The organism is Mesorhizobium kowhaii, assembly GCF_042431665.1.
GTDB classification, from domain to species: domain Bacteria; phylum Pseudomonadota; class Alphaproteobacteria; order Rhizobiales; family Rhizobiaceae; genus Mesorhizobium; species Mesorhizobium kowhaii.
On sequence record NZ_JBHLYT010000040.1, the window covers coordinates 1 to 12156 of the forward strand.

The window sequence follows — 12156 nt, forward strand, 5'->3', positions numbered from 1 at the left end:
GTCGATGTCGAGCTGATCGTGCCGATCGCCATGGAAGAGAAGCTGCGCTTCGCCATCCGTGAAGGCGGCCGCACCGTCGGTGCCGGCATCGTCGTCACCATCAAAGAGTAATTTGGACTTAAACCGATCTGTCGCGGGCGCAGGAGTTGCCCGCGCCGCGCCAGAACAAGGAAGTGACGCATGAACGGACAGAATATCCGCATCCGCCTGAAGGCGTTTGATCACCGCGTGCTCGACGCCTCGACGAAGGAAATCGTGTCGACGGCCAAGCGCACCGGTGCCAACGTCCGCGGCCCCATTCCGCTGCCGACGCGGATCGAAAAGTTCACGGTCAACCGGTCGCCTCACGTCGACAAGAAGAGCCGCGAGCAGTTCGAGATGCGCACGCACAAGCGTCTGCTCGACATCGTCGATCCGACCCCGCAGACAGTCGATGCTTTGATGAAGCTCGATCTGGCCGCCGGTGTGGACGTCGAGATCAAGCTCTAAGGGAATGAGAGCGCGGTAAGGGGCGGTGCCCCTGGCCCGGAACTCTAAAGGAATTGAACCGATGCGTTCAGGTGTGATTGCAAAGAAGGTGGGAATGACCCGCATCTACAACGATGCCGGGGAACATGTTCCCGTCACCGTTCTCCAGATGGAGAACTGTCAGGTCGTGGCGCAGCGCACGCAGGAGAAGAATGGCTACACCGCCGTTCAGCTCGGCGTTGGCCTCGCCAAGGTGAAGAACACGTCGAAGGCGATGCGCGGCCATTTCGCGACCGCTTCCGTCGAGCCGAAGGCGAAGGTCGCCGAGTTCCGCGTCTCTGCCGACAACATGATCGATGTCGGCGCCGAGATCACCGTCGAGCATTTCGTCCCCGGCCAGAAGGTCGACGTGACGGGCACGACGATCGGCAAGGGTTTTCAGGGCGTCATCAAGCGCCACCACATGGGCGGTGGCCGCGCGACGCACGGTAACTCGGTCTCGCACCGTACGCACGGTTCGACCGGCCAGCGCCAGGACCCGGGCAAGGTGTTCAAGGGCAAGCATATGGCTGGCCACATGGGCGACACCCGCGTCACCACGCAGAATGTCGAGATCGTTTCGACCGACGCCGACCGCGGTCTGATCCTGATCCGCGGTGCGGTTCCCGGATCGAAGGGCGCCTGGATCCTGGTCCGCGATGCGGCCAAGGTGGCACTGCCGGCCAATGCGCCGAAGCCTGCCGCGATCCGCGCCGTTGTCAAGAATGAGGCTCCGGCCACAGAGGGAGCGGAATAATGGATCTCAAGATCACAACGCTTGGCGGCAAGGACGCCGGCAAGGTGGAACTCTCCGAGGAGATTTTCGGCCTTGATCCGCGTGAAGACATCCTGCAGCGCGTCGTGCGCTGGCAGCTCGCCAAGAAGCAGCAGGGCACGCACAAGGCCAAGGGTCGCGCCGAGATCGCGCGCACCGGCGCCAAGATGTACAAGCAGAAGGGTACGGGCCGCGCCCGTCACCATTCGGCACGCGCTCCGCAGTTCCGCGGCGGCGGCAAGGCTCACGGCCCGGTCGTTCGCAGCCATGAGCACGAACTGCCCAAGAAGGTTCGCGCGCTCGGCCTCAAGCATGCTCTCTCGGCCAAGGCCAAGAGCGCGTCGATCATCATCATCGACGAGCTGAAGTTGACCGAGGCCAAGACAAAGGCGCTGATCGCGAATTTCGCGACGCTGGGCCTGACCAACGCTTTGGTGATCGGCGGTGCCGAGCTTGACAAGAATTTCAAGCTGGCAGCGACGAACATCCCCAACATCGACGTGCTGCCCATCCAGGGCATCAACGTCTACGACATTCTGCGCCGCGGCACGCTGGTCCTTTCGAAGGCCGCCGTCGAGGCTCTCGAGGAGCGCTTTAAATGACCGACCTTCGTCATTACGACGTGATCGTCTCGCCGGCGATCACCGAAAAGTCGACCATGGCCTCCGAGAACAATCAGGTCGTCTTCAACGTCGCCAAGAAGGCGTCGAAGCCGGAAATCAAGGCCGCCGTCGAAGCGCTGTTCGGCGTCAAGGTGGTGGCCGTGAACACGCTTGTCCGCAAGGGCAAGATCAAGCGCTTCCGTGGCACGGTTGGCCGCCAGAGCGACGTCAAGAAGGCGATTGTGACGCTGGCCGATGGCCAGTCGATCGACGTCGCGACGGGTCTCTGAGCAAGGCCGCGAGGACAGAAACATGGCACTGAAAAAATTCAACCCGGTAACGCCCAGCACCCGTCAGCTGGTCATCGTCGACCGCTCGGGCCTCTACAAGGGCAAGCCCGTCAAGGGTCTGACCGAAGGTCTGACCAAGTCGGGCGGCCGCAACAATCACGGTCGCATCACCGCTCGCTTCATCGGTGGTGGCCACAAGCGTTCGTACCGCATCATCGACTTCAAGCGCCGCAAGTTCGACGTTGTCGGCACGGTCGAGCGTATCGAATACGATCCGAACCGCACCGCTTTCATAGCGCTGATCAAGTATGACGATGGCGAGCTGTCCTACATCATCGCTCCGCAGCGTCTGGCTCCCGGCGACAAGATCGTGTCCGGTGAATCGGTCGACGTGAAGCCGGGCAATGCAATGCCGTTGGCCTCGATGCCGGTCGGCACCATCGTCCACAACATCGAGCTGAAGCCGGGCAAGGGCGCTCAGGTCGCTCGTTCGGCAGGTGGTTATGGCCAGCTGGTCGGTCGTGACCAGGGCATGGCGATCCTGCGCCTCAACTCGGGCGAGCAGCGTGTCGTGCACGGTTCGTGCATGGCCACCGTCGGTGCCGTGTCCAATCCGGACCACGGCAACATCAATGACGGCAAGGCTGGTCGTACGGTTTGGCGTGGCAAGCGTCCGCACAATCGCGGCGTGACCATGAACCCGGTCGACCATCCGCACGGCGGCGGCGAAGGCCGCACCTCGGGTGGCCGCCATCCGGTTTCGCCCTGGGGCAAGCCGACCAAGGGCAAGAAGACGCGGTCCAACAAGGCGACCGACAAGTTCATCCTGCGCTCGCGCCATCAGCGCAAGAGCTAAGAAGAGGTAACGCCAAGTGACTCGTTCTATTTGGAAAGGCCCCTTCATCGACGGCTACCTTCTCAAGAAGGTGGACAAGGTTCGTGAAGGTGGTCGCAATGAGGTGATCAAGATGTGGAGCCGTCGCTCCACCATCCTGCCGCAGTTCGTCGGCTTCACCTTCGGTGTCTACAACGGCCAGAAGCATGTTCCAGTTTCGGTGAACGAGGACATGGTCGGTCACAAGTTCGGTGAATTCGCTCCGACCCGGACCTATTACGGTCACGGCGCGGATAAGAAGGCGAAGAGGAAATAATCATGGGCAAGGCCAAAGCTCCGCGCAGGCTTGCTGACAACGAAGCGCGCGCCGTGTTGCGCACGATCCGTATCAGCCCGCAGAAGCTGAACCTGGTTGCCGCGCTGATCCGCGGCAAGAAGGTCGCGACAGCGCTTTCCGATCTCGAATTCTCGGCCAAGCGGATTTCCGGCACGGTCAAGAAGACGCTGGAATCGGCAATCGCCAACGCCGAAAACAACCACGACCTCGACGTCGATGCACTGATCGTGGCGGAAGCCTATGTCGGCAAGTCGATCGTCATGAAGCGGTTCCATGCCCGTGGCCGTGGTCGCGCCAGCCGTATCGAGAAGCCGTTCTCGCACCTCACGATCGTCGTTCGTGAAGTCGAAGAAAAAGGGGAGGCCGCATAATGGGCCAGAAAGTCAATCCGATCGGTCTTCGCCTCGGCATCAACCGCACCTGGGATTCGCGCTGGTTCGCGAACACCGGCGAGTACGGCAAGCTGCTGCATGAGGACATCAAGATCCGCAAGTATCTTGAGAAGGAACTCAAGCAGGCCGCGATCTCGAAGGTCGTCATCGAGCGTCCGCACAAGAAGTGCCGCGTCACCATCCATGCCGCGCGTCCGGGTCTAATCATCGGCAAGAAGGGCGCCGACATCGAGAAGCTTCGCAAGAAGCTGATGGAGATGACGAAGTCCGAGACGCACCTCAACATCGTTGAAGTGCGCAAGCCGGAAATCGACGCGACCCTGGTCGCCCAGTCGATCGCCCAGCAGCTCGAGCGTCGTATCGCCTTCCGTCGCGCAATGAAGCGCGCCGTGCAGTCGGCGATGCGCCTCGGTGCCGAAGGCATCCGCATCAACTGCGCCGGCCGTCTTGGCGGCGCCGAGATTGCGCGCATGGAATGGTACCGCGAAGGCCGCGTGCCGCTGCATACGCTGCGTGCGGACGTCGACTACGGCACGGCCGAGGCGCATACGGCGTACGGCATCTGCGGCGTCAAGGTCTGGGTGTTCAAGGGCGAGATCCTCGAGCACGACCCGATGGCTTCGGAGCGTCGTGCGACCGAGGGCGATGCTGCACATGGCGGTGGTGGTGATCGCGAACGCGGTCGTCGTCGCGAAAACGCCTGAGACATTTAGGAATTTGGAGTTAGAACGATGCTGCAGCCAAAGCGCACAAAGTTCCGCAAGCAGTTCAAGGGCCGTATCCATGGTACCGCAAAGGGCGGCACCAACCTGGATTTCGGTGGTTTCGGGCTGAAGGCGCTTGAGCCGAACCGCGTCACCGCTCGCGAGATCGAGGCGGCCCGCCGCGCGATCACGCGTGAAATGAAGCGCGCCGGTCGCGTCTGGATCCGTATTTTCCCGGACGTGCCGGTCACTTCGAAGCCGACCGAAGTCCGCATGGGCAAGGGCAAGGGCGCGGTCGATTACTGGGCGGCGCGCGTCAAGCCGGGCCGCATCATGTTCGAGATCGACGGCGTCAACGAAGAAACCGCCCGTGAGGCACTGCGTCTCGGCGCGGCCAAGCTCTCGGTCAAGACGCGCTTCGTGCAGCGCATCGCAGAATAAGGACGGGCTGATCATGAAAGCCGAAGACATCCGGACCAAGACCCAGGACCAGCTGACCGACGATCTGGCCAGCCTGAAGAAGGAGCAGTTCAACCTGCGCTTCCAGAAGGCCACCGGCCAGCTCGAGAAGACCGCGCGCGTGAGACAGGTCCGCAAGGACATTGCGCGTATCAAGACCATCGCTGCGGAAAAGTCCGCGGCTAAGAAGGCTTAAGGACGAAAACCATGCCAAAGCGCATTCTGCAGGGCACCGTCGTCAGCGACAAGAACGAGAAGACGGTTGTCGTCAAGGTCGAACGGCGCTTCACGCATCCCGTGATGAAGAAGACCGTGCGCATGACCAAGAAGTACAAGGCGCACGACGAAAACAACGCCCACAAGGTTGGCGATCAGGTGTTCATCCAGGAATCGAAGCCGATTTCCAAGGATAAGCGCTGGATCGTCGTGTCTTCGGACCAGGCGTAAACAAACGAATTTTGGACAGACCGGGGAGGGGCTTAGAGCCCGTCCCGTTAGAAAAGAAGAAGGCGGCCAGTCATGATTCAGATGCAAACAAACCTCGACGTCGCGGATAATTCCGGCGCCCGTCGTGTCATGTGCATCAAGGTGCTGGGCGGCTCGAAGCGGAAATACGCTTCCGTGGGCGACATCATCGTGGTGTCGATCAAGGAAGCCATCCCGCGCGGCCGCGTGAAGAAGGGCGATGTGATGAAGGCGGTCGTGGTTCGCACGGCCAAGGACATCCGCCGCCCGGACGGCAGCGTGATCCGTTTCGACAAGAACGCGGCCGTTCTCGTCGACAACAAGAAAGAGCCGATCGGCACGCGTATCTTCGGACCGGTTCCGCGCGAACTCCGCGCCAAGAACCACATGAAGATCATCTCGCTCGCGCCTGAAGTGCTGTAAGGAGCCGGACCAATGCAAAAGATTAGAAAAGGCGACAAGGTCGTCGTGTTGGCCGGCAAGGACAAGGGCCGTTCGGGCGAGGTCCTCTCGGTTCAGCCGAAGGATGACACCGCGCTGGTGCGCGGCGTCAACATGATTCGTCGTCACCAGAAGCAGTCCCAGTCCCAAGAGGGCGGGATCATCACCAAGGAAGCGCCGATCCAGCTGTCGAACATCGCGCTGGCCGACCCCAAGGATGGCAAGCCGACCCGCGTCGGTTTCATCTTCCAGAAGGACGGCAAGAAGGTGCGCGTCGCCAAGCGCTCGGGAGAAGTCATCAATGGCTAAGGCTCAAACCACGAAGCCCAAGGCTGAAAGCAAGCAGTCCAAGGCCCAGAACACGCCGCGCCTCAAGCAGGTCTACAACGAGACCATTCGCAAGGCGCTGCAGGAACAGTTCGGCTACGAGAACGAGATGCAGGTTCCCCGCATCGACAAGATCGTGCTGAACATGGGCGTTGGCGAAGCGACCGGCGATTCGAAGAAGCCTTCGATCGCGGCCGAAGACCTGGCGATGATCGCCGGCCAGAAGGCCGTCGTCACCCGCGCCCGCAACTCGATCGCCGGCTTCAAGGTCCGCGAGAAGATGCCGATCGGCGCCAAGGTCACGCTGCGCAAGGAACGCATGTACGAGTTCCTCGACCGCCTCGTGAACATCGCACTGCCACGTGTCCGCGATTTCCGCGGGCTCAATCCGAAGAGCTTCGATGGCCGTGGCAACTACGCCATGGGCATCAAGGAACACATCGTGTTCCCGGAGATCAACTACGACAAGGTTGATCAGATCTGGGGCATGGACGTCATCGTTTGTACGACTGCGAAGACGGACGACGAAGCCAGGGCGTTGCTCAAGGCTTTCAACTTCCCCTTCCGCCAGTAACGGCAGCGAGAAAAGGAAAAATCTGAAATGGCAAAGACCAGCTCAGTCGAGAAGAACAACAGGCGCCGCAAGCTTGCCGACCAGTACGGTCCCAAGCGCGCCGCGCTCAAGGCGATCATCATGGATCAGTCCAAGCCGATGGAAGAGCGTTTCCGCGCTCAGCTCAAGCTTGCCGCCATGCCGCGCAACTCGGCCAAGATCCGCATCCGCAACCGCTGCGAAGTTACCGGCCGTCCGCGTGCCTACTATCGCAAGCTCAAAGTATCGCGCATCGCGCTTCGTGATCTCGGCAATAACGGCCAGATCCCGGGCCTGGTCAAGTCGAGCTGGTAAGGAGGACATAACATGTCATTGAGCGATCCTCTCGGCGATATGCTGACCCGCATCCGCAACGCCTACGGCCGCAAGAAGTCGAGCGTTTCGACGCCGGCCTCGCGCCTGCGTACCCGCGTCCTCGACGTGCTGAAGGCTGAAGGCTATATCCGCGACTACAGCCAGACCGACTTCGACAACGGCAAGTCCGAAATCGAGATCGAGCTGAAGTATTTCGACGGCGCGCCGGTCGTGCGCGAAATCGCCCGCGTCTCGAAGCCAGGCCGCCGCGTCTACGTTTCGGCCAAGTCGATTCCGCACGTCGCCAACGGCCTCGGCATCGCCATCCTTTCGACACCGAAGGGCGTGATGGCCGACCACGAAGCGCGTGAACAGAACGTCGGTGGTGAAATCCTCTGCCAGATCTTCTGATCTGGCGTGTGACCGGGAAAATTGGAATCCGGTCTTCGGGATCATGCCCGAAGACAGAGACCTGAAACAAGAGAAGTGACGAGGACAACAAAATGTCTCGTATTGGAAAGAAACCCGTTTCGCTGCCGCAGGGCGTGACCGCGACCGTCAACGGCCAGACCGTGACGGCGAAGGGCCCCAAGGGTGAGCTGAAGTTCGTGGTGAACGACGAAGTTCTGGTCAAGATGGAAGGTAGCGAGATCGCTGTCCAGCCGCGCGACCAGACCAAGACCGCCCGCTCCAAGTGGGGCATGTCGCGCACGCAGATCGTCAACATCCTGCAGGGCGTCAAGGACGGTTTCGAGAAGAAGCTCGAAATCACCGGCGTCGGCTATCGCGCCGCCCTTCAGGGCAAGAACCTGCAGCTGGCGCTTGGCTTCAGCCATGACGTCGTCTACGAGACGCCGCAGGGCATCACCATCACTGTGCCGAAGCCGACCGAAATCACCGTTGCCGGCATCGACAAGCAGCAGGTCGGCCAGGTTGCCGCTGAGATCCGCGAATACCGCGGTCCCGAGCCTTACAAGGGCAAGGGCGTCCGCTATGCCGGCGAGAAGATCGTCCGCAAGGAAGGCAAGAAGAAGTAATTGTAACGCCGCGGGGAGCGGTCGCGGGAGGCGCTTTCGCCTACCGCATATGGCGGCCCCCGTTTTTTGAAGGCAAGGAAGACTATCATGGGTACCAAGGAATCCACGCAGCGTCGTGCGCAGCGCGTTCGCCGCCAGATCAAGAAGGTCGCCGGCGAGCGTCCGCGTCTGTCGGTCCACCGCACGTCGAAGAACATCTATGTGCAGGTCATCGACGACGCCAAGGGGCACACCATCGTCGCTGCCTCGACGCTCGAGAAGGACCTCAAGGGTTCGCTCAAGACCGGCGCCGACACCGCTGCTGCCGCCGCGATCGGCAAGCTGATCGCCGAGCGCGCCACCAAGGCCGGCGTCAAGGAAGTCGTCTTCGACCGCGGCGCCTACATCTATCACGGCCGCGTCAAGGCGCTCGCCGAGGCTGCCCGTGAAGGTGGTCTTAGTTTCTAATGCCTGATCCCGAAAAGTTGCAGACTTTTCGGATAAGATCATGCAAGGGAAAAAATAGCTTTCGCCCCCGGTGACCCACAGAGGCGCCGGATATTATCAGCAACCGTGCTTCCGGAAAAAAACAAGGAACAGGATATGGCACAGGAACGTAGGGATGGCGGCCGCGGCCGCGATCGTGAAGAACGCGATGACGGCATGGTGGACAAGCTCGTCCACATCAACCGCGTCGCCAAGGTCGTCAAGGGCGGCCGTCGCTTCGGTTTTGCAGCACTCGTCGTCGTCGGCGACCAGAAGGGCCGTGTCGGCTTTGGTCACGGCAAGGCGCGCGAAGTGCCGGAAGCTATCCGCAAGGCAACTGAATCAGCCAAGCGCGACATGATCTTCGTGCCGCTGCGCTCGGGTCGTACGCTGCACCACGACGTCGAAGGACGCTGGGGCGCCGGACGCGTGCTGCTGCGCGCTGCCAAGCAAGGTACCGGCATCATCGCCGGTGGCCCGATGCGCGCTGTCTTCGAGACGCTCGGCATGCATGACGTGGTCGCCAAGTCGATGGGTTCGTCGAACCCTTACAACATGGTTCGCGCCACCTTCGACGCGCTGAAGAGCCAGATGCATCCCAAGGATGTGGCTGCTGCTCGCGGCATCAAGTATTCGACCCTTCAGGGCCGCCGCGGCACCGCCGTTGCGGCTGAAGAATAGTCGATCTGACCAGGGATTTTGACCATGGCCAAGAAAGCAACAAAGACCGTCACCGTTGAGCAGATCGGCTCGCCGATCCGCCGCCCGAAGGAACAGCGCGCGACGCTGGTCGGGCTCGGCCTCAACAAGATGCACAAGCAGCGCACGCTGGAAGATACGCCCTCCGTGCGCGGCATGATCGCTGCCGTCCAGCATCTCGTCCGCGTCGTGGACGAGGGCTGAGCCAGAGCGCAGGAGAACTCAGATGAAACTCAACGATCTGCGTGACAAGGACGGCGCGACGCACTCCAAGAAGCGTCTCGGCCGTGGCATCGGCTCCGGCACCGGCAAGACCGGCGGTCGCGGCGTCAAGGGCCAGAAGGCGCGCTCCGGCGTCGCCATCAACGGCTTCGAGGGTGGCCAGATGCCACTCTACCGGCGCCTGCCGAAGCGTGGCTTCAACAACATCTTCGCCAAGAGCTTCACCGTCGTCTCGCTGGCCCGTATCCAGGTCGCCATCGACGCCAAGAAGCTCGACGCCAAGGCAACCGTGACGGCTGAATCGCTGGTCGCTGCCGGCGTCATCCGCCGCGTCAAGGACGGCGTGCGTATCCTCTCGGACGGCGAGATCAAGGCGAAGCTCGCCTTTGACGTTGCCGGCGCCTCCAAGGCCGCGATCGAGAAGATCGAAAAGGCTGGCGGCTCGGTCAAGTTGCCGGAAAAGGCAGCTGCCGAGTAATGGCAATTTGAAGCGCGAGCGGGATCCGTTTTTGCTCACGATTGCGCTTTGATCTGCTCAATTAGGCGGCCGCGTCAACGCGGCCGCTTGCATGTTTAGAGCCCGGAGCTTATCTCGTGAGCTTCGGTGAAACGCGCCGCCTGACCTCAAGGGCCATCAAGCGTTACCAAGCGGAGAATCAGGCATGGCTTCGGCTGCTGAACAACTAGCCTCGAATCTGAATTTCTCGGCCTTCGCCAAAGCGGAGGACCTGAAGAAACGCATCTGGTTCACCATCGGCGCGTTGCTCGTCTATCGCCTCGGCACCTATATCCCGCTTCCCGGCATCAACCCAGACGCCTTCGCCCAGGCCTTCTCCTCGCAGAGCAAGGGCGTGCTTGGCATGTTCAATATGTTCGCCGGCGGCGCCGTGCAGCGCATGGCGATCTTTGCGCTCGGCATCATGCCGTACATCTCCGCCTCCATCATCATGCAACTGATGACCTCGGTCATCCCGTCGCTGGAAGCGCTGAAGAAGGAAGGCGAACAGGGCCGCAAGGTCATCAACCAGTACACGCGCTACGGCACCGTGCTGCTGGCGCTGGTTCAGGCCTATGGCATTTCGGTCGGCCTGGAGGGCGGCAACGGCATCGTCAACGATCCCGGCATGTTCTTCCGCCTCTCGACCGTCGTCACGCTGGTCGGCGGCACCATGTTCCTGATGTGGCTAGGCGAACAGATCACCGCACGCGGCATCGGCAACGGCATTTCGCTGATCATTTTCTCGGGCATAGTCGCCGGTTTGCCGCGCGCCATTTCCGGCACGCTGGAGCTTGGCCGCACAGGCGCCTTGTCGACCGGCCTGATCCTGGCGATCATCGTCCTGGCCATCGTCGTCATCGCGCTCATCGTGTTCTTCGAACGTGCTCAGCGCCGCTTGCTGATCCAGTATCCGAAGCGTCAGGTCGGCAACCGCATGTTCCAGGGCGATACCTCGCATCTGCCGCTGAAGCTCAACACGTCAGGCGTCATTCCACCGATCTTTGCCTCGTCGCTGCTGTTGCTGCCGGCCACCGTCGCCGGCTTCTCGCAGACCACCAACATGCCGGCCTGGGCAAGCACCATCCTGGCGTCGCTCGGCCACGGCCAGCCGCTCTACATGGCATTCTACGCGGCGATGATCGTGTTCTTCGCCTTCTTCTACACTGCGATTGTCTTCAACCCGAAGGACACCGCCGACCAGCTCAAGAAGCATTCGGGCTTCATCCCGGGCTATCGTCCGGGCGAGCGCACCGCCGATTACATCGATTACGTTCTCACCCGCATCACCGTCGTCGGCGCCATCTATCTGGTGCTGGTGTGCCTGCTGCCGGAGTTCCTGATCTCGGCGACTGGCGTACCATTCTACCTTGGTGGCACATCGCTTCTGATCGTGGTCAGTGTCACGCTCGATACGGTTGCGCAGATTCAGGGCCACCTGATCGCGCACCAGTATGAAGGCCTGATCAAGAAGTCGAAGCTGCGCGGGGGGAAGAAAGCCAGATGAGGTTGATATTGCTTGGGCCGCCAGGGGCGGGCAAGGGGACACAAGCACAAAGACTGGTAGAAAAACACGGCATACCCCAGCTCTCCACGGGCGACATGCTGCGTGCTGCAGTCCAGGCTGGCACCGAAGTCGGCAAACGCGCCAAAGCGGTGATGGATGCCGGTGAACTGGTTTCCGACGCCATCGTCAACGCCATCGTCGCCGAACGTATCGATCAGCCGGATTGCGCGAAGGGTTTCATCCTCGACGGATATCCGCGGACCCTGGTGCAGGCGGACGCGGTTGAGCAGATGCTTTCGGATCGCTCGCAAGGCCTCGATGCGGTCATCGAACTTGTCGTCGACGACAAGGCGCTGGTTGGTCGTATCGTCAAGCGCGCCAACGAGGCACAAGCCGCCGGTCAGCCCGTGCGCAAGGACGACAATCCGACCGTGTTCGAGGAGCGTCTGAGGGAATACTACAAGAAGACGTCGCCGCTGATTGGCTACTATTATGCCAAGGGCAAGCTCCGGAGTGTCGACGGCATGGCCGATATCGATGCCGTGACGGAACAGATCGAAGCGGTGCTCAGGGACGCAACGCGGGGAATTTAACGATTGCACTTGACGGGAGCGGTTCGCTGCGGTATGGCGGCCCGTCTTCCTATCAGGCATCGGCTTTGCTTGTCCGCAAGGGCAAGGCAGCCGCTT

At 61.4% G+C, this 12156-nt stretch carries 24 protein-coding genes; all 24 read left to right on the forward strand.

Features of this window, described 5'->3' with window-relative positions; all coding sequences use genetic code 11:
• Positions 1-111, forward strand: a 111-nt coding sequence (locus ACFFNA_RS22805; protein WP_023745017.1) for an EF-Tu C-terminal domain-related protein, incomplete at its 5' end; no start/stop codon positions are given.
• A gap of 69 nt (positions 112-180) precedes the next feature.
• On the forward strand, positions 181-489 hold the full coding sequence (gene rpsJ / locus ACFFNA_RS22810) for a 30S ribosomal protein S10 (protein WP_010909272.1): 309 nt from the start codon (positions 181-183) through the stop codon (positions 487-489).
• 61 nt (positions 490-550) lie between these two features.
• Entirely contained in the window at positions 551-1264 is a 714-nt protein-coding gene (gene rplC / locus ACFFNA_RS22815) for a 50S ribosomal protein L3 (protein WP_111548978.1), read from the forward strand.
• Entirely contained in the window at positions 1264-1884 is a 621-nt protein-coding gene (rplD, locus tag ACFFNA_RS22820; RefSeq protein ID WP_006333366.1) for a 50S ribosomal protein L4, read from the forward strand. Before rplC ends, rplD begins: the two co-directional genes overlap by 1 nt.
• Positions 1881-2174, forward strand: a complete 294-nt coding sequence (locus ACFFNA_RS22825; RefSeq protein WP_378921826.1) for a 50S ribosomal protein L23 — start codon at positions 1881-1883, stop codon at positions 2172-2174. Before rplD ends, ACFFNA_RS22825 begins: the two co-directional genes overlap by 4 nt.
• Before the next feature lie 22 nt (positions 2175-2196).
• Positions 2197-3030: a 50S ribosomal protein L2 gene (gene rplB / locus ACFFNA_RS22830; RefSeq protein WP_024505067.1), complete on the forward strand. Its 834-nt coding sequence runs from the start codon at positions 2197-2199 to the stop codon at positions 3028-3030.
• Between the two features lie 16 nt (positions 3031-3046).
• Positions 3047-3325, forward strand: a complete 279-nt coding sequence (gene rpsS / locus ACFFNA_RS22835; protein WP_006205463.1) for a 30S ribosomal protein S19 — start codon at positions 3047-3049, stop codon at positions 3323-3325.
• A 2-nt stretch (positions 3326-3327) separates the two neighbouring features.
• Positions 3328-3717 (forward strand): 50S ribosomal protein L22, encoded by a 390-nt coding sequence (gene rplV, locus ACFFNA_RS22840; protein WP_006205462.1) that lies wholly within the window; start codon positions 3328-3330, stop codon positions 3715-3717.
• Positions 3717-4442, forward strand: a complete 726-nt coding sequence (rpsC, locus tag ACFFNA_RS22845) for a 30S ribosomal protein S3 (RefSeq protein WP_023672753.1) — start codon at positions 3717-3719, stop codon at positions 4440-4442. The genes rplV and rpsC overlap by 1 nt, the downstream gene beginning before the upstream one ends.
• A gap of 27 nt (positions 4443-4469) precedes the next feature.
• Entirely contained in the window at positions 4470-4883 is a 414-nt protein-coding gene (gene rplP / locus ACFFNA_RS22850; protein WP_013531427.1) for a 50S ribosomal protein L16, read from the forward strand.
• Positions 4884-4896: 13 nt separating this feature from the next.
• The gene (rpmC, locus tag ACFFNA_RS22855; RefSeq protein ID WP_006205459.1) at positions 4897-5097 is read left to right on the forward strand and encodes a 50S ribosomal protein L29; all 201 of its coding nucleotides are present in this window, start codon (positions 4897-4899) and stop codon (positions 5095-5097) included.
• Positions 5098-5108: 11 nt separating this feature from the next.
• Positions 5109-5348, forward strand: a complete 240-nt coding sequence (rpsQ, locus tag ACFFNA_RS22860) for a 30S ribosomal protein S17 (RefSeq protein WP_010909280.1) — start codon at positions 5109-5111, stop codon at positions 5346-5348.
• A 72-nt stretch (positions 5349-5420) separates the two neighbouring features.
• Positions 5421-5789 (forward strand): 50S ribosomal protein L14, encoded by a 369-nt coding sequence (rplN, locus tag ACFFNA_RS22865; RefSeq protein ID WP_006205457.1) that lies wholly within the window; start codon positions 5421-5423, stop codon positions 5787-5789.
• A gap of 12 nt (positions 5790-5801) precedes the next feature.
• Positions 5802-6116, forward strand: a complete 315-nt coding sequence (rplX, locus tag ACFFNA_RS22870; RefSeq protein ID WP_006205456.1) for a 50S ribosomal protein L24 — start codon at positions 5802-5804, stop codon at positions 6114-6116.
• On the forward strand, positions 6109-6708 hold the full coding sequence (rplE, locus tag ACFFNA_RS22875) for a 50S ribosomal protein L5 (RefSeq protein ID WP_111548980.1): 600 nt from the start codon (positions 6109-6111) through the stop codon (positions 6706-6708). Before rplX ends, rplE begins: the two co-directional genes overlap by 8 nt.
• Before the next feature lie 27 nt (positions 6709-6735).
• Positions 6736-7041 carry a 30S ribosomal protein S14 gene (gene rpsN / locus ACFFNA_RS22880; RefSeq protein WP_013895695.1) on the forward strand — a complete coding sequence of 102 codons (306 nt, stop codon included), beginning with the start codon at positions 6736-6738 and terminating at the stop codon, positions 7039-7041.
• A gap of 12 nt (positions 7042-7053) precedes the next feature.
• Complete coding sequence (rpsH, locus tag ACFFNA_RS22885; RefSeq protein ID WP_006205453.1) at positions 7054-7452, forward strand: 30S ribosomal protein S8; 399 nt, start codon at positions 7054-7056, stop codon at positions 7450-7452.
• 92 nt (positions 7453-7544) lie between these two features.
• Positions 7545-8078: a 50S ribosomal protein L6 gene (rplF, locus tag ACFFNA_RS22890; RefSeq protein ID WP_013531432.1), complete on the forward strand. Its 534-nt coding sequence runs from the start codon at positions 7545-7547 to the stop codon at positions 8076-8078.
• An 87-nt stretch (positions 8079-8165) separates the two neighbouring features.
• Entirely contained in the window at positions 8166-8525 is a 360-nt protein-coding gene (gene rplR, locus ACFFNA_RS22895; protein WP_023757972.1) for a 50S ribosomal protein L18, read from the forward strand.
• A 135-nt stretch (positions 8526-8660) separates the two neighbouring features.
• Entirely contained in the window at positions 8661-9224 is a 564-nt protein-coding gene (rpsE, locus tag ACFFNA_RS22900) for a 30S ribosomal protein S5 (protein ID WP_378921837.1), read from the forward strand.
• Between the two features lie 24 nt (positions 9225-9248).
• Positions 9249-9446 carry a 50S ribosomal protein L30 gene (gene rpmD, locus ACFFNA_RS22905; RefSeq protein WP_023736690.1) on the forward strand — a complete coding sequence of 66 codons (198 nt, stop codon included), beginning with the start codon at positions 9249-9251 and terminating at the stop codon, positions 9444-9446.
• Between the two features lie 22 nt (positions 9447-9468).
• Positions 9469-9942: a 50S ribosomal protein L15 gene (gene rplO, locus ACFFNA_RS22910; RefSeq protein WP_111548982.1), complete on the forward strand. Its 474-nt coding sequence runs from the start codon at positions 9469-9471 to the stop codon at positions 9940-9942.
• A gap of 184 nt (positions 9943-10126) precedes the next feature.
• Complete coding sequence (secY, locus tag ACFFNA_RS22915) at positions 10127-11467, forward strand: preprotein translocase subunit SecY (RefSeq protein WP_111548983.1); 1341 nt, start codon at positions 10127-10129, stop codon at positions 11465-11467.
• Entirely contained in the window at positions 11464-12060 is a 597-nt protein-coding gene (locus ACFFNA_RS22920; RefSeq protein ID WP_111548984.1) for an adenylate kinase, read from the forward strand. The genes secY and ACFFNA_RS22920 overlap by 4 nt, the downstream gene beginning before the upstream one ends.
• The last annotated feature ends 96 nt before the right edge of the window (positions 12061-12156 follow it).